A 15,837-nucleotide genomic window follows, 5' to 3' on the forward strand; every position below is an offset into this window, starting at 1 on the left:
GACCACGTAGAATTCCGGGGTGGCAGGGCGGATCCGGGATGAAGACGTGCAGGCGGTGCGCAGCGCGCTGCCCATCGACGTGGTCGTCGGCGACTACGTGCAGCTGACCAATGGCGGCGGCGGACAGCTGAAGGGCGTCTGCCCGTTCCACGACGAGAAGTCGGCCTCCTTCTACGTCAGTCCGAGCAAGGGTGTCTACCACTGCTTCGGCTGCCAGGAGAGCGGCGACACGATCTCCTTCCTGATGAAGATCGAGCACTTCTCCTTCGCCGAGGCCGTGGAGCGGATGGCCGCCCAGGCCAACATCACGCTCCGCTACGAGGAGGGCGGCTACTCCAGCCGCGGGCAGCAGGGCGAGCGGACCAGGCTGGTCGAGGCGCACAAGGCAGCCGCCGCCTACTACCGCGAGCAGCTGGAGACGGCGGAGGGCGAGATCGGCCGCGCCTTCCTGGCCGAGCGCGGCTTCGACGCGGCCGCCGCCGAGCTCTTCGGCGTCGGCTACGCGCCGGCCGGCTGGGAGCACCTGGTCCGCCACCTGCGCGGCAAGGGCTTCACCGACAAGGAGATCCTGCAGGGCGGCCTGGCCTCGCAGGGCCAGCGCGGCGGCCTGATCGACCGGTTCCGCGGCCGCCTGGTCTGGCCGATCCGGGACGCGGCCGGCGAGGTGGTCGGCTTCGGCGCCCGCCGCCTGCGCGAGGACGACAACGGGCCCAAGTACCTCAACACCCCCGAGACGCCGATCTACAAGAAGTCCCACGTCCTGTACGGCATCGACCTGGCCAAGAAGGAGATCGCCAAGACCGGCCGGGCCGTGGTGGTCGAGGGCTACACCGATGTGATGGCCTGTCACCTCTCCGGCGTCACCAGCGCGGTGGCCACCTGCGGCACCGCCTTCGCCGAGGACCACATCAAGATCATCCGCCGGCTGCTGATGGACACCTCGGCCTACCGCGGCGAGACGGTCTTCACCTTCGACGGCGACGCGGCCGGCCAGAAGGCCGCCCTGCGCGCCTTCGAGGACGACCAGAAGTTCGCCGCCCGCACCTCCATCGCGATCACCCCCGGCGGCATGGACCCCTGCGAACTGCGGCTGGCCCAGGGCGAGGAGGCGGTGCGCGAGCTGATCGCCCACCCGGTGCCGCTCTTCGAGTTCGCGCTGCGCACCACGGTGGCCCGGCACCGGGTGGACGCGGCCGAGGGCCGGGCCGCGGCGCTGGAGGAGGCCGCGCCGATCGTCGCCAAGATCAAGGACCCGTCGATCCGCCACGAGTACGCCGTCCAGCTGGCCGGCCTGCTGGGCATCCTGGACGAGCAGTTCGTGGTCCGCCGGATCGGCCAGATCTCCCGCTGGCAGCGCGACAACCCCCAGGCCCCGCGCGGCCAGGCGGCCCGCACCGTGCCGCAGGTCCAGCAGCCGCCCGCCCAGCCGGAGTTCCGGATCGACCACCGCGACCCGGCCCGGTTCGTCGAGCGCGAGCTGCTCAAGCTCGCCCTGCAGCATCCGGAGCTGGTCAGCCCGGCCTTCGACCAGTACGGCGAGGACGAGTTCCCGCCCCCGCCCTACGCGGCGGTCCGCCGGGCCATCGGCAAGGCCGGCGGCACGGCCTGGGGCGCCACCGTGCCCGGCTTCCTCGAGCTGGTCCAGGAGGCCGCCGAGGACGCCCGGATCCGCTCCCTGGTCACGGAGTTGACGGTGGAGCCGATCCGCACCCGGCGCAAGCCGGACGCGATCTACGCCGGTGAGTTCCTGGTCAAGCTGCGCCGGGCCTCGGTGGGCCGCCGGGTGGCCGAGGTCCGGGCCCACCTGCAGCGCCTGGGCAGCCGGGTCGGCCCCGAGGAACTGACTCCGGTCCAGCAGGAGTTGTGGGCCCTCCAGCAGTACGACGACAACCTCCGCACGCGCGGCGCCGCAGGCCTGTAGCGCACCGGTGTGGCGTGGCCCACACTGGAGGGGTCTCAGTCCGTCGGGCGACGGGCCCCAGGGCTCGTGGAGGGTGGGCCACTTGGAGATCGCCAGAGCGTCCGGTGAACTGCTCGAGCAGGAGCCGGGTGCGGACGAGGAGTTCGACGGGGGGTCCGAGCCCGAGGCGGTCGCCGCCGTGCTGCCGCCGGACGCCACCGGCCCGGCGGCCGACCTGTTCCGCCAGTACCTGCGCGAGATCGGCCGGATCCGCCTGCTCACCGCGGTGGAGGAGGTCGAGCTGGCCCGCCAGGTGGAGGCCGGCCTCTTCGCCGAGGAGCACCTGCGGCTGCACGGCCTGCCCGAGGGCCCGCTGGCCGACGAGCTGGACCAGCTGGTGGTGCTCGGCCGCACCGCCAAGCGCCGGCTGATCGAGGCCAACCTGCGCCTGGTGGTCTCGGTCGCCAAGCGGTTCACCGGCCGCGGCCTGACCATGCTCGACCTGGTCCAGGAGGGCAACGTCGGCCTGATCCGCGCGGTGGAGAAGTTCGACTACACCCGGGGCTACAAGTTCTCCACCTACGCCACCTGGTGGATCCGGCAGGCGATGAGCCGGGCGCTGGCCGACCAGGCCCGCACCATCCGGGTCCCGGTGCACGTGGTGGAGCTGATCAACCGGGTGCTGCGGGTGCAGCGCCGGCTGCTCCAGGAGAGCGGCACCGAGCCCAGCCCGGCCGAGGTGGGCCGGGTGCTGGAGCTCACCGAGGCCCGGGTCCGCGAGGTGCTGCGGCTGGCCCAGGAGCCGATCTCGCTGCACGTGCAGGTCGGCGCCGAGGAGGACGTGGCGCTCGGCGACCTGATCGAGGACGCCGACGCCGCCGAGCCCGCCGAGAGCGCCACCTTCCTGCTGCTGCGCGAGCACCTGGAGGCGGTGCTGGCCACCCTCGGCGAGCGCGAGCGCAAGGTGGTCGAGCTGCGCTACGGGCTGACCGACGGGCGGGTGCGCACCCTGGAGGAGATCGGGGAGCTCTTCGGCGTGACCCGGGAGCGGATCCGCCAGATCGAGTCCAAGACCCTGGCCAAGCTGCGCGACCACGCCTTCGCCGACCAGCTGCGCGGCTACCTGGACTGACTCGTCGTCAACGGGCCGCGCACCGATGGTGGCACCTCGTCAGTGGTGAAAGGCGCTCTCGGCGTCGAACCCGCGGTTGCTCAGCGGCTCCGGCTGGGACTTCAGCTCGGGCAGCAGCCTGGCCAGGTCGGCCAGCAGCATGTCGGCCAGGTCGAGGCTGAACCCGTTGCGGCAGACCACCCGCAGCACCGACAGGTCGGTCCGGTTCTCCGGGAAGGTGTAGGCGGGCACCTGCCAGCCGCGCTCGCGCAGCCGCCGGGAGACGTCGAAGACGTCGAAAGAGGTCTCCCCGTCGGCCACCGTGAAGGCGAAGACCGGCAGTTGGTCGCCCCGGGTGAGCAGCCGGAAGCTGCCCAGCGCCTCGATCCCGCCCGCCAGGTGCCGGGCCACGTGGCGGCAGGACCGCTGCACCGCCCGGTACCCCTCGAAGCCCAGGCGCAGGAAGTTGTAGTACTGCGCGACCACCTGGGCGCCGGGCCGGGAGAAGTTCAGCGCGAAGGTCGGCATGTCGCCGCCCAGGTAGTTGACCTTGAAGACCAGCTCGGCGGGCAGCGCCTCCTCGTCCCGCCAGACCGCCCAGCCGACGCCCGGGTAGACCAGGCCGTACTTGTGCCCCGAGGTGTTGATCGAGGCGACCCGGGGCAGCCGGAAGTCCCAGACCAGGTCCGGGTCGAGGAACGGGGCGACCATGCCGCCGGAGGCGCCGTCCACGTGCACCGGGATGTCCAGTCCGGTGCGCTGCTGCAGCCCGTCCAGCGCCGCGCAGATCTCGGCCACCGGCTCGTAGGAGCCGTCGAAGGTGGAGCCCAGCACGGCCACCACGCCGATGGTGTTCTCGTCGCAGAGCGCCAGCGCCGACTCGGCGTCCAGGTGGAACCGGTCGCCCTCCATCGGGGCCAGCCGGCACTCCACCTCCCAGAAGTTGCAGAACTTCTCCCAGCAGATCTGCACGTTGGCGCCCATCACCAGGTTGGGCCGGGCGCCCGCCGCGTACCGCTCCTGGTTGCGGCGCATCCAGCGGCGTTTCAGCGCCAGGCCGGCCAGCATGCAGGCCTCGCTGGAGCCGGTGGTCGAGCAGCCCACCGCCCGGTCCGGCACCGGCGCGTGCCACAGATCGGCCAGGATCGCCACGCAGCGCCGCTCCAGCTCGGCGGTCTGCGGGTACTCGTCCTTGTCGATCATGTTCTTGTCGAGGCACTCGGCCATCAGCTTGTCCGCCTCCGCCTCCATCGAGGTGGTGACGAAGGTGGCCAGGTTGAGCTTGGCGTTGCCGTCCAGCATCAGCTCGTCGTGGATCAGCTGGTAGGCCACGTGCGGCGGCAGCGGGGTGCGGTGCAGCCGGTGCTTGGGCGGGGCCTGGCGCATCGCGCCGACCGGATCGGCCTCGCCCAGCAGCGCGTTGACGGAGAGTCGGTGGTCGTTGCTCGACCCCTTGTGCAGCGGCGCCATTCCTCGATGCCCTTCGTGGGAGAACCGGGTTGCTCCCACGCTAGGCCATCTCGGCGACCTCGGGGTGGACTTGATCGCGGACCACGCCGTACTGCTGCCGAACGGCGTCGCCGAACGGCTGGTCCGGGTCGGGCTCGACCACGGTGGCCTCGGGCAGCTCCCAGTGCGGCGGTTCGGCGGTGCCGGCCAGCGCCCAGGCCGCCTGCCGGGCCGCGCCGCGCGCCGCGTGGTCGCCGGCCGGCGGTATCACCACGGGCGTCTTGAAGACCAGCGAGGCGATCTCGCGCACCGCGGGCAGCCGGCCGACCGCGCCGAGCAGGAAGACCCGGCGGATCGCCACCCCCTTGTTCCGCAGGGTGTCCAGCGCGTCCGCGATGTTGCAGAGCATCCCCTCGACGGCCGCCCGGGCCAGGTGCTCGGGCCGCATCGCCTCGACCCGCAGGCCGGTCAGGGTACCGGCCGCGTGCGGCAGCCGGGGCGTCCGCTCGCCCTCCAGGTAGGGCAGCAGCACCATGCCGTAGGCGCCGGGGCTGGAGCGCAGCGCCAGCTCGCTCAGCCCCTCCAGGTCGCAGCCGAGCAGGTTGGCGGTGGCGCGCAGCACCTGGGCGGCGTTCAGCGTGCCGACCATCGGCAGGTGCCGCCCGGTGGCGTCGGCGAACGAGGAGACGGTGCCGGCCGGGTCGATCACCGGCTCCCCGTGCACCGCGAAGATGGTGCCGGAGGTGCCCAGCGAGACCACCGCGTCGCCCGGGACCAGGCCCAGGCCCAGGGCGGCGGCCATGTTGTCGCCGGTGCCGGCCGAGATCAGCAGGCCCTCGGGCGTGTGCCCGGCCGGCTCGTTGGGCGCCAGCACGTCGGGCAGCCGGGTCAGCTCGTGGCCGAGCGCCAGCTTCACCAGGTCCTGCCGGTACTCGCCGGTGATCGGCGACCAGTAGCCGGTGCCGGAGGCGTCGCCGCGGTCCGTGGTGCGGCGCTGCGGGTGGCCGAGCAGCTGCCAGACCAGCCAGTCGTGCGGCAGCAGCACCTCGGCGATCCGCCGCGCGTTGGCCGGCTCGAACTCGGCCAGCCAGCGCAGCTTGGCGATGGTGTAGGTGGCGGCGGGCACCGAGCCGATCGCCGAGGTCCAGGCGGCCGGGCCGCCGAGTGCGTCCAGCAGGTGGGCCGCGGCGCCGGAGGAGCGCGGGTCGGTCCAGAGCAGTGCCGGACGGACCAGCACCCCGCCGGCGTCCAGCCCGATCAGGCTGTGCTGCTGGGCGGAGACGCCGATCGCCCGCACCCCCTCCAGCAGGCCGCCGTGCGCCGCCTCGCCCAGCGAGTGCAGCCAGGACTGCGGATCCGCCTCGGTGGCGCGGGCCTGGGACGCCTCGGACGGCGGATGCGGCGCCTTGCCGGCGCGCAGCACCTCGCCGGTGTCCGCGTCACACGCGACGATCCGGGTACGGGTGGTCGAGCTGTCGATGCCCGCGACGATGGCCATGGAAGAGATCATGCCGCAGCCGGGGCGGCCCGTTCGGCCGCCGTCGCCAAGTGTTGCCCACTCGGTACAGGCTGTCTCCCGTTCAGGACGGAGCCCGCCGGGTCAGCCGCGCACCGTGCCCCAGCTGTCGTCCGTCCGCCGCCGGGTGAAGTACGGCACCCGGTCGGTGATCGCGTCCGGCAGCCGCTCGCCGACCTTGTCGGTCACCGCGTCCACCGCCTTGCCCGCCGCGTGCCCGGCCGAGTCCTTGGCCTTCTGGGTCGCCTCCTGCACCTTGGGGTGCTCGGCCACCCGCCGGGCCGTCGCCGCCAGCTGTTCGTACCGCTGCCGGCCGGCCCGCGTGCCGAGCACGTACCCGACGGCCGCCCCCGTGATGAACGACAGCTTCCACATCTGCTTCGCCTCCACCCTCTTCTCGCGGCGCCTGCCGCGGTGCCCTACCCGTCCCGGCCGCCGGTGAACCCCGGCCGTTCACCCCAGCATCCCCGCCCGGCGGCCGGGTCGCCCGCCGGGCACGCCGACCGGCGGGGCACCCGCTCACCTGGCCAACTGATCCGAAGCGATTGGCGGAGCACCCCCCTGGATGCGCTAATGTATGTCCCGCAGCAAGCGCCACGCGGCGTGCGCGGCACCCCAACTCAATCCCGCATAGCTCAATTGGCAGAGCAGCCGGCTGTTAACCGGCAGGTTTTTGGTTCGAGTCCAAATGCGGGAGCGCAGGGAGCCGGTCCGGCGCAGTCCGGAGCGGTCCTGAGAGAACGGTCCCCCATAGCTCAATTGGCAGAGCAGCCGACTGTTAATCGGCAGGTTATTGGTTCGAGTCCAATTGGGGGAGCCAGCAAGCGGATGCCCCCCGGCCGGTGGCCGGGGGGCATCCGGCGTTCCAGCCGGAGGCCGGGCCGCCCGCCGCGGGTCAGTTGTCGCTGACGGCCCGTTGGAAGAGTGCGCTGACCCGGTTGTCGAAGGTGATGCTGTACGAGGTGTCGGGGGAGTCCCCGCCCTGCTGGTAGCCGCCGATCACGCCGACCACCTGCCCGTCGGCGGTCAGCCACGGGCTGCCGCTGGTGCCGTCGGAGAAGCCCGCGCAGTCGAACCGCTCCTGGGTGGCGCTCTGTGCGGTGGTGCGGATGGTGCAGGTGACCGGCTCCTCGTGGTCGTACGGGTAGCCGGTGACGGTCACCGGGAGGTCGAAGCCGCGGTTGACGCCCAGCGGGGTGCCGCCGCCGACCGCGTCCTCGATCCGCTGGCCGTCCAGCGGGTCGACGGTGAGGAAGGCCACGTCGTACTCCGGGTCGGCGTCGTCCTGCCAGTGCTGGTCCACGGTGACCCGGCTGATCCGCCACTCGCCCAGCGGCGTGGAGCCGTCCCGGTAGCCGGGGGCGAAGGCGAGGCCGGTCACCGGGCCCTCGCCGGCCGAGTAGACGCAGTGCGCGGCGGTCACCAGCAGGTCGCGGCCCGGGCTGTCCACCACGCTGGCGGTGCAGGACCGGGCGTCGCCCTGGTCGGCCAGCCGGAGCACGCCGATCCGGGCGGTCTGCCCGTCCGAACCGGCGGTCACCGCGGTGATGCTCGGGCGGGGGTGGGCGGTCCCGGCCACCGAGCCGCAGCCGGCCGCGGCCAGGGTCGCGAGCAGGGTGCCCGCCGCCACCGCCGCGTGCCGCAGCCGCCGCCGCGCCATCCGTTCCCCCCGGGTCATGGGTGCGCCCGGCGCGCCGCGCGCCGGAGTCGGAACCAAGATCTACCAGGACCGCCCGGCCCGGCACCAGCGTCGGCCGCCACCGGATCGGCGGCCCGGCCGGCGGCTCAGCTGGTGGCGCGGTCGTAGAGGGCCTGGACGGAGTCGCCGAAGTAGCTGCTGTAGGAGGTGTCCGGGGTGTTCCCGCCCTGCTGGTAGCCGCCGATCACGCCGACCACCGTCCCGGTGCGGGTGGCCGGGTCGAAGCCGGTCACCCAGGGGCTGCCGCTGGTGCCGCCGGTGTAGTCCGGGCAGTCGATACGCAGCTGGGTGGGGCTCTGCTGGCTGGTGTTGTTCACACAGGTGATCGGCACGTCGGCGCTGCTCGGATAGCCGGTCAGCTTCACCGGCAGCTGGTAGCCCTTGTCGACGCCGAGCTTGTTGGCGCCGAGCACCTGCTGCACCTGCTTGCCGCCCTGCGGCTGGACGATCGCGAAGGCCACGTCCAGGTCCGGGTTGCCGCTGTCGGCCCAGCTCTGGTCCACGGTGATCGCGGCCAGCGGCCAGACCCCGCTCGGCGCGTCGCCGCCGCGGTAGCCGGGCACGAAGACCAGGTCGTTGCGCTGGCCGACCCCCGGGTCGTAGACGCAGTGCGCGGCGGTGACGATCAGGTTCTGGCCCGCGCTGTCCACCACGCTGGCGGTGCAGAAGTGGTCGCCGCCCGCGTCGTTGGTGAAGACCGCGCCGACCAGGTCGTTCTGGGCGGTCGGGGAGGCGGTGCGGGTGGTGCCCTTGTGCTTGTCGAAGGCGGCCAGGAAGCGCTGCCGGTTCCACCCGGAGCGGCCGCCGCTCGGACTCCCGGCCGGCGAGGTGACCCAGACGGCGCTGCCGCTCGGCCCGCCGCCCGCACTGCTGCCACCGGACCCGCACCCGCTCACCACCGCGAGCGCGGCCAGCACGGCCGCCGTCCTGCGCACCGTCATGCGCCGTCCTCCAGAGCCCCGTTGCCCAGCACGTCGGGCCCAGCCTCCCCCGACCCCGCCCGGCCCGCCACCGTGGCGGCCACCCTGGATGCCGCTGTGGAGCCCGGGAGCGCACTCGTGGTGCGCCCCCGGCGCGCACCACGGCTGATCGACCGGATATGCTGCCCGAGGCGGCCCTGCGGGGCCGTCTGTGCTGCGATGGACCACCACGGTGGTGGCGGTCCCGAGCGGTGAGGTGTGGGGCGGTAGCTCAGCCGGTTAGAGCAGGGGACTCATAATCCCTGGGTCGTGGGTTCGAGTCCCACCCGCCCTACTCAAGATCCTGATGGGTCGTCACTGGAATCCCGCGCGTGACCTGCGAGAACGCCCCACCTCTCGGGGAAATCCTAGGGCACCGGAGCAGGCGGGAGCCGTAGGCCGGGCCCAGATTCACCCGTCCAGTCGATAGCGGACGGACCGTCAGCCGTGGGCGGCCACGTGGGTGTCGTCGCGCCGGGCGGGCGCCGGCGGATCTCCGGGCCGCCGTACGGGTGATCTTCCCCGGATCGGCTTGTCACCGCCCCGTCGCCGTATGTGATCTTGTCCGCATGCGTCGTACCGCTCTCACACTGCTGATCGCCGCCGCCACCCTGCTCGGGGTGGCCGCCGCGCCGGTTCAGGCCGCCACCGGGAAGGTGGTGGTCTTCTCGACCGAGCTGCAGCCGCTCAAGGTGTACGAGAACCCGACCGGCTGCAACCAGGTGCCCGCCACCGCGCACACGCTGTCCAACGAGACCGACGGCACCATCCGGGTGTACGCCGACCCCTTCTGCACGCTGCCCGCCTCGCTGCCGCTGACCGGGGCGATCGGCGAGCTGCCCGCCGGGTACGGCACGCACGTCACCGGCGTGGGCAGCTTCCGGGCGTAGCCGGTGGTCAGGGCCGCACCGCGCCCATGTAGGAGGGCATGGCGTCGATCGGCAGGACGGTGATGTTCTTGCCGGTGCGCGGGGCGTGGATCATCTGGCCGTTGCCGATGTAGATGCCCACGTGGTGCAGGTCCGAGTAGAAGAAGACCAGGTCGCCCGGCTGCAGGTCGGCACGGGCGATCCGGCGGCCGGCGTTCCACTGGTCCTGGGAGACCCGGGGGAGCGAGACGCCGGCCGCCCGCCAGGCCGCGCCGGTCAGGCCGGAGCAGTCGAAGGAGCCGGGGCCGGTGGCGCCCCAGACGTAGGGCTTGCCGAGCTGGGCATAGGCGAACCGGACGGCCGCGGCAGCGGTGCCCGTCGCGGGGCTCCCGGCGGGATCCGGCGGGGCGGTGGGGCGGTCGGCCGCCCGGGCGGCCCGGGCGTCGGTGCCGTTGACGGCGGCCCGGTCGGCGGGGCTGAGCCGGTTGAGCAGTTGCTGGGCCTGGGCGAGCTTCGCCTGGATCTGCCGCTTCTGCTCGGCGAGCGCGGTGCCGGCCGCCTCGAGTTCGGCGAGCTTGTCGGCGGTCTCCTTGCGGTCCTGGTCCAGCTTGCGCTGCTCCTGGGCCAGCTGACGGAGCATCGCGGCCTGGGCGTCGGAGAGCTGATCCTGCGCCGAGACCCGGCCGAGGTAGTCGTCCGGGGTGGCGCTGAGCAGCAGCCGCACCGAGGGGTCGAGGCCGCCGCCGCGGTACTGCTGGGCGGCGAGCGAGCCGAGCTGGGTGCGCAGGGTGTCCAGCCGGTCCTGGCCGCTCGCCACCTTGTCCTGCAGCAGGCCGGTGCTCTGCTGCAGCTGGCGCTGCTTCTCCTGCAGCCCGTTGTACTTCTCGACCGAGGACTCGGCCTCCTCGTTGAGCTGGTCCACCTGCTGCCTGACGGTCGCCACGCTTGGCGCCGGGTCGGCGTGCGCGGCGACGGCCGCGGCGAGGGCGGCGGTGGAGGCGGCGGCGGTGGTGAGCACCGCGCGCCGCAGCGGGCCGGAGACGGGCTTCGGCTTGCGGCGGGTTCCCATGGCCGGGCGGCCCCTCTCTTCTAAGCTCCTTAGTAACTTAGTAGACCGGGGGCCGGGTCCGGCAAGGGGGGTGCCGCGTCCGGGTGTCAGGGGCCGCAGGCGAGCAGCACCGGGACGGCCGGCAGGCCGGCCGCCAGCATCCAGCAGGCCGCCCGGCCGCCGAGCGGAAGCGGCGGAGCCCCCGCCAGCAGCCGTCGGACCCGGGTGAGCGCGCCGACCTCCCCGGCGGCCAGCGCGTGCCCGGGGGAGCGGCCCGCGGCCACCGTGCAGAGCGCGGTGGCCAGGGTGCGCGCGGAGCAGTGCCGCAGTGCTCGGTCGTCGGCCGCCATCTCGACCAGCAGCGGCACCTGCTCGGCCGCCGCCCGGGCCAGCGGCAGCCGGGGCAGTGCCCTGGCCAGCGCGCCCGCGGCGCCGCTCAGCAGGTGGTGACGGCCCCTCAGATGGGCCCGCTCATGGGCCAGTACGGCCGCCCGCTCGGCCGGTCCGAGCTGCGCCACCGCGCCGGTGGAGAGCACGATCCGCCCGCCCCGGCCCGGCACGCACCAGGCGGCGGCCCGCTCGTCCGGCACCGTCCACCAGCCGGCCCCGGCCTCCTGACGGGCCACCAGGTCCAGCACCCGGCGGTGCCGCCGGCGCACCCGGGCGGCGCGCAGCCAGCCGGCCGCCACCACCGCGCCGGCCGCGCCCAGCACCGCCGCGCCGAACAGCAGCGCGTGCCGGTGGCCGGACGGGCCCTCCACGGCCCGCTCGGCATCGCGGGCCAGCCAGCCGAGCGGCGCATCCCGCAGGTGGCCCGGCTCGCTGAGGGTGTGCGCCGTCATCGCGACGGCGCTGACCAGGGCGAGCCAGAGCCCGGCCCAGAGCACGATGGCGCTGCCGGGCGCCCGCCCGGTCCAGCGGGCCCGGGCCAGTGCGCGGGGCAGTGGGCCGACGACGGCGGCGGTGTAGCCGAGCAGCAGGAGCAGTGCCGCCATCAGGAGCCGCCCTGCCCGGCCGGGTCCTCGGCCAGCGCGGCGCGCAGAGCGGCGGCCTGGCCCGGGGTGATCGAGTCGACGAAGTGCAGCAGGGCGGCGCCCTGGTCGGGGGCCTCGCCCAGCACCTCGCGCATCAGGTCGGCGGTGTGCTCGGCGCGGGTGCGGACCGGCTGGTAGAGCCAGGCGCGGCCCTCCTTGTGCCGGTGCAGCAGGCCCTTGCGGTAGAGGATGTCGGCGACCGTGGTGACGGTGGTGTAGGCGATCGGCCGGGTGCGGTTGAGGTCGTCCACCACTTCGCGCACGCTGGTCGGCCGTCCCCGGTCCCAGAGCCGCTCCATGATCTCGGCCTCCAACTGCCCGAACCCGCGCACCGCCACCGCTCCTCTCCCGCTGCCTGAGGGCCCTCAGCCTAGGCGCTGGGCCAGCCAGTGGGCGCCGCGGGCCAGCGCGGCCCGGCGGCGGGCGCGGCGGGAGGTGCTGCGCGCCTGGGCCGGGATGCGGCCCGGCGGGGCGGCGGCGAGTCCGGCCAGCCGGGCGGCGGCGCGGGCCAGGTCGGCGCGGAGCCGGCGGTGCCGGTCCGGGTCGGTGGCGTGCCGCAGCGCGGCGTGCAGGCCCTCGACCTCGGCGACGGCGGCCGCCAGGCGCAGCGAGTCGGCGGGATTGGCGGAGTCGGCGGACCGGTGGTCCCCCCTGGGCATGGTCAGCGGTGTTCCCTTCGCTGGTGGCGGCTCAGCCGTAGCTGAGGCCGGTGCACGGATCGGCATCGGCGGGTCGGAGGTTCTCGGTGATGCCGCTCGGGACCCCGGTGGCGGAGGCGCTGGGAGTCGGCCGGGCCGACTCCTCGAGCACGCTGCCCTCGGGCGTCTCGGCGGCGGGGTCGGGGGGCGGCGAGAGCGAGGCCAGGGCCGCCGCGTAGTCCGCCCCGAGGGTGACGGTGAGCGCCCCGGCCGCCGGATCGGCCCGCACCTCGGCGCCGGGGAAGTAGCCGGCCAGCTGCTCGGCCGCGGCCTGCTGGCCCGGGCCGTAGCCGATCCCGGTGACGGCCCGTTGGATCCCGTCCGGGTCCACCGTCACGTCCTGGTACCCGGCGGCCCGCAGCCGCTGGGCGGCGCGCACCGCCAGTCCGGGGGTGCGACTGCCGTTCTGCACGGTGACCGGCACGGCCGGGTCGCCGGCCGGGCGGCCGGTGGCCGGCGCCGCGGTGGCGGGCGCGGGCTGCTGCCCGGTGCTGCGGCCGTCCAGCGTGCGGTCCTGGCGCAGCAGGGTCCAGAGCGTGTCCACGTCCGGGTGCACCAGGGCCACCCGCTCCCCGGCATACCGCCAGGGCGTGGTGACGAAACCGAGGTCGGCCAGCCGGATCGAGCGCAGCGAGCGGATGAAGGAGGCCAGCTTCACCGGGCTGCCCAGGTCCTGGTCCACCGTCAGCGACCTGGTGGCCGCGTCCGCCAGCGGCAGCAGGGTGGTCAGGTCGAACCCCTGCCCCTGGACCTTCTTGGCCAGCGCGGCGAGGAAGGCCTGCTGGCGCTTGACCCGGCCGATGTCCGAGCCGTCCCCGATGCCGTGCCGGGCCCGGACGAAGTCCAGCGCGGACTGACCGCTGACGGTCTGCAGGCCCTTGTGCAGGTGGATGCCGTAGCCGTTCACCTCGTTCGGCACGCAGACCTGCACCCCGCCGATCGCCGAGGTCATCGCGGCGAAGCCCTTGAAGTCCACCACGATGGTGTGGTGCACCCGCAGCCCGGTCATCGCCTCCACGGTGTTCTGGCTGCAGGCGGGGTTGCCGGTCGGGGAGGCGCCGACCGAGAAGGCGGAGTTGAACATCTGCTCGTGCTGCGGCTGGGTCCAGTGGCCGCCGGGCAGCAGGCAGGGCGGGATGTCCACCAGCGAGTCGCGCGGGATCGAGACGCCGACGGCGTGCCGGTGGTCGGCGTAGACGTGCAGCAGGATCGCGGTGTCCGAGTTGCCCACCCCGCTGTCCCCGCCGGCCAGCGCCTCGTTGCCGCCCGCGCGGCTGTCCGAGCCGAGCAGCAGCACGTTGACCGGGGTGTTGCCGTTGGGGTCGGCCGGCCCCTCGGGCGGGCGGCTGGCGGCGATGCCCGCGCTGGAGAAGATCGACAGGTTGCCGGTCAGCCGCTCGTAGAACCAGAAGCCTGCCCCCGCGGTGACCAGCACCAGGGCAGCCGCCGTCACCACGGCGACCTTCGCCAGACGGCGGCGCCGTGACGGGGCCGAGGGCAGCTCAGGCCCTAGGCTGGTGCTCTCCGCGCCCCGCTCGGCGCGCTGCTTGCCGGGGCGGGCCTCCGGATCGGTCATCGGGTTGTCTCCGTGCGGTTGCCGGCGGAACCACGGACCACTGGGCGCAGGGGTCGTTCAGGAGGACACGGGGCCGGGTGGATCTGGTTGCACACTTGCGCAATTTAGCAAGTATTAGGCATGCCGCACAGCCCGACGACACCTGTCGGGGCAGGATACGGCTATTCGGCGCAGGGAATCAGAACCCCGGAGTGTCCGGCATGGTCCCGGTTGACGGACCGTCATGCTCCGGGAAGCGCGGGGCCCCCGGCTCGCCGGCCGGCGGCGGGAAGCCCGGCGGCTCGGCGGCCGGCTGCAGCTGCTCGCCCTCGCCGCCGGTGCGCTGGAACGGTCCGCGGCCGAGCGGTCCGCGGCCCCCGCCGGACTGCGCGCTGCCGTGCACCGTCGGCGCGCCGTACGGCGGCGGGGTGCTGCCGCCGGCCGGCGGAGCGGACCGCAGGTACATGGTGTCGGTGTCGCGCCGCTCCTGGCCCGGCTCCGGCTCGCCGCCCTGGCCCGGCACCGCCACCGGCGCGGCCGGCCTGGGCGGGGCGATGGTGGCGTTGGACTCGAACTCCGGCTCCAGCTCGTTGCGCCCGGCCGCGTCGCTGAGCTTCAGCAGCAGACCGGTGAGCAGCCAGTTGGCCAGCGTGGAGGAACCGCCGGCGGCCAGGAACGGCAGCGCCTTGCCGGTCAGCGGGATCAGCCCGCTGACGCCGCCGACCACCACGAAGACCTGCAGCGCCACCGCGCTGGCCAGGCCGGTGGCGAGCAGCTTGCCGAACGGGTCGGAGAGCGCGATCGCGGTCTTCAGACCGCGCTGCACGAAGAGGCCGTAGACCATCAGCACGGCGGTGACGCCGGCCAGGCCCAGCTCCTCGCCGATGCTGGTGAAGATGAAGTCGCTGCGGCCGGCGAAGCCGACCAGCCACGGGCGGCCCAGGCCCAGGCCGGTGCCGGTCAGGTGGCCGGTGCCGAAGCTGAAGAGCGCCTCGGCGGGCTGGTTGGAGGTCAGGGCCGGGTTGTGCACGGCCTTGTAGTAGTCCAGCGGGTGCAGCCAGGCCTCGACCCGGCCGTGCACGTGCGGCTCGATGCTGCCCACCACGGCGGCGCCGCCGACCGCCATGAGCAGGCCGAGCACCGTCCAGCTGGTCCGCTCGGTGGCCACGTAGAGCATCACGATGAAGACGCCGAAGAAGATCAGCGAGGTGCCCAGGTCGCGCTCGAAGATCAGCACCAGCAGGCTGACCGCCCAGATCGCCAGCACCGGTCCGGCGTTGCGCCCGCGCGGCAGGCTCAGGCCCATCACCTTGCGGCCGACCAGCGCCAGCGCGTCCCGGCTGACCATCAGGTAGCCGGCGAAGAAGATGCAGATCGCCAGCTTGACGAACTCGTCCGGCTCCACGGCCGGCAGGCCGGGCAGCTTGATCCAGCGCTTGGCGCCGAAGCTGTCGCTGGAGAAGAAGGCCGGCGCGGCCAGCAGCACCAGGGCGCCGACCATCACGATGTAGACGTAGCGCTGGAAGAACCGGTGGTGCTTGATCAGCGCCACCAGGCCCATCGCGGCCACCACCGAGATGAAGAGGAACTGCACCTGGGAGGGGGCGGTCGGGTACTTCTGGTAGGTCCCGGCGTAGACGATCTTGTACGACTGGTCGAGCCGGTTGAGCAGCACCAGGCCGAGCCCGTTGAGCAGCACCGCGCAGGGCAGGATCAGCGGGTCGGCGTACCGGGCGAACCGGCGCATCACCAGGTGCGCGCCGAGCACCAGCACGGTGAAGGAGACGCCGTAGACCAGCAGGCCGGGCGGCATCTTGTGGTTCATCGCGAGGTCGCCGTCGATGTAGCCGAACAGGCAGACGGCGAGGGCGAGGAGCAGCAGCACCAGTTCCAGGTTGCGCCGCCGGTCGGCCCCGCGTCGCCCTTCGGCCCGCTGGCTGGCCCGCTGGCTGCCTATCACACGAACTCCCCACCGGCACGGCACACTGGACCGGCGAAT

14 protein-coding genes and 3 tRNA genes are annotated in these 15,837 nt (G+C 73.8%); 6 read left to right on the forward strand and 11 right to left on the reverse strand.

The window, feature by feature from the left end:
- Positions 1-19 precede the first annotated feature (19 nt).
- The gene (dnaG, locus tag ACFYNO_RS11010) at positions 20-1,921 is read left to right on the forward strand and encodes a DNA primase (RefSeq protein WP_388008846.1); all 1,902 of its coding nucleotides are present in this window, start codon (positions 20-22) and stop codon (positions 1,919-1,921) included.
- A 73-nt stretch (positions 1,922-1,994) separates the two neighbouring features.
- Positions 1,995-3,032 (forward strand): RNA polymerase sigma factor, encoded by a 1,038-nt coding sequence (locus ACFYNO_RS11015; RefSeq protein WP_388008849.1) that lies wholly within the window; start codon positions 1,995-1,997, stop codon positions 3,030-3,032.
- Positions 3,033-3,071: 39 nt separating this feature from the next.
- Here ACFYNO_RS11015 and ACFYNO_RS11020 read toward each other — a convergent pair whose 3' ends face one another.
- The 3 genes from ACFYNO_RS11020 to ACFYNO_RS11030 form a co-directional block, all read right to left on the reverse strand.
- Entirely contained in the window at positions 3,072-4,481 is a 1,410-nt protein-coding gene (locus ACFYNO_RS11020) for a glutamate decarboxylase (RefSeq protein WP_388008852.1), read from the reverse strand.
- 40 nt (positions 4,482-4,521) lie between these two features.
- Complete coding sequence (locus ACFYNO_RS11025; protein WP_388008855.1) at positions 4,522-5,958, reverse strand: FGGY family carbohydrate kinase; 1,437 nt, start codon at positions 5,956-5,958, stop codon at positions 4,522-4,524.
- Positions 5,959-6,060: 102 nt separating this feature from the next.
- Positions 6,061-6,351, reverse strand: a complete 291-nt coding sequence (locus ACFYNO_RS11030; RefSeq protein ID WP_388008858.1) for a hypothetical protein — start codon at positions 6,349-6,351, stop codon at positions 6,061-6,063.
- A gap of 249 nt (positions 6,352-6,600) precedes the next feature.
- On the opposite strand from ACFYNO_RS11030, the gene ACFYNO_RS11035 reads away from it, so the two are divergent.
- Both ACFYNO_RS11035 and ACFYNO_RS11040 read left to right on the forward strand, forming a co-directional pair.
- Positions 6,601-6,673: transfer RNA gene (locus ACFYNO_RS11035), tRNA-Asn, on the forward strand.
- Positions 6,674-6,720: 47 nt separating this feature from the next.
- Positions 6,721-6,796: transfer RNA gene (locus ACFYNO_RS11040), tRNA-Asn, on the forward strand.
- Positions 6,797-6,871: 75 nt separating this feature from the next.
- Here ACFYNO_RS11040 and ACFYNO_RS11045 read toward each other — a convergent pair.
- A complete protein-coding gene (locus tag ACFYNO_RS11045; RefSeq protein WP_388008861.1) occupies positions 6,872-7,654 on the reverse strand; it encodes a trypsin-like serine peptidase in 783 nt (260 codons plus the stop codon).
- 107 nt (positions 7,655-7,761) lie between these two features.
- Positions 7,762-8,616: a trypsin-like serine peptidase gene (locus tag ACFYNO_RS11050; protein WP_388008864.1), complete on the reverse strand. Its 855-nt coding sequence runs from the start codon at positions 8,614-8,616 to the stop codon at positions 7,762-7,764.
- A 239-nt stretch (positions 8,617-8,855) separates the two neighbouring features.
- On the opposite strand from ACFYNO_RS11050, the gene ACFYNO_RS11055 reads away from it, so the two are divergent.
- Together ACFYNO_RS11055 and ACFYNO_RS11060 are read left to right on the forward strand one after the other, a co-directional pair.
- Positions 8,856-8,929 (forward strand) — tRNA-Ile (locus ACFYNO_RS11055).
- A gap of 274 nt (positions 8,930-9,203) precedes the next feature.
- Entirely contained in the window at positions 9,204-9,524 is a 321-nt protein-coding gene (locus ACFYNO_RS11060) for a hypothetical protein (protein WP_388008867.1), read from the forward strand.
- A 7-nt stretch (positions 9,525-9,531) separates the two neighbouring features.
- On the opposite strand, the gene ACFYNO_RS11065 is transcribed toward ACFYNO_RS11060, so the two are convergent.
- The 6 genes from ACFYNO_RS11065 to ACFYNO_RS11090 form a co-directional block, all read right to left on the reverse strand.
- Positions 9,532-10,572: an NlpC/P60 family protein gene (locus tag ACFYNO_RS11065; RefSeq protein ID WP_388008870.1), complete on the reverse strand. Its 1,041-nt coding sequence runs from the start codon at positions 10,570-10,572 to the stop codon at positions 9,532-9,534.
- Between the two features lie 86 nt (positions 10,573-10,658).
- Positions 10,659-11,546 carry a M56 family metallopeptidase gene (locus ACFYNO_RS11070; protein ID WP_388008873.1) on the reverse strand — a complete coding sequence of 296 codons (888 nt, stop codon included), beginning with the start codon at positions 11,544-11,546 and terminating at the stop codon, positions 10,659-10,661.
- A complete protein-coding gene (locus ACFYNO_RS11075; RefSeq protein ID WP_388008876.1) occupies positions 11,546-11,917 on the reverse strand; it encodes a BlaI/MecI/CopY family transcriptional regulator in 372 nt (123 codons plus the stop codon). Before ACFYNO_RS11075 ends, ACFYNO_RS11070 begins: the two co-directional genes overlap by 1 nt.
- A gap of 33 nt (positions 11,918-11,950) precedes the next feature.
- Complete coding sequence (locus ACFYNO_RS11080) at positions 11,951-12,244, reverse strand: hypothetical protein (protein WP_388008879.1); 294 nt, start codon at positions 12,242-12,244, stop codon at positions 11,951-11,953.
- A 31-nt stretch (positions 12,245-12,275) separates the two neighbouring features.
- Positions 12,276-13,859 (reverse strand): LCP family protein, encoded by a 1,584-nt coding sequence (locus ACFYNO_RS11085; RefSeq protein WP_388008882.1) that lies wholly within the window; start codon positions 13,857-13,859, stop codon positions 12,276-12,278.
- Between the two features lie 178 nt (positions 13,860-14,037).
- The gene (locus ACFYNO_RS11090; RefSeq protein ID WP_388008885.1) at positions 14,038-15,798 is read right to left on the reverse strand and encodes an FtsW/RodA/SpoVE family cell cycle protein; all 1,761 of its coding nucleotides are present in this window, start codon (positions 15,796-15,798) and stop codon (positions 14,038-14,040) included.
- Between the last annotated feature and the right edge of the window lie 39 nt (positions 15,799-15,837).

Source organism: Kitasatospora sp. NPDC006697 (assembly GCF_042869935.1).
In the GTDB taxonomy this organism is placed as follows: domain Bacteria; phylum Actinomycetota; class Actinomycetes; order Streptomycetales; family Streptomycetaceae; genus Kitasatospora.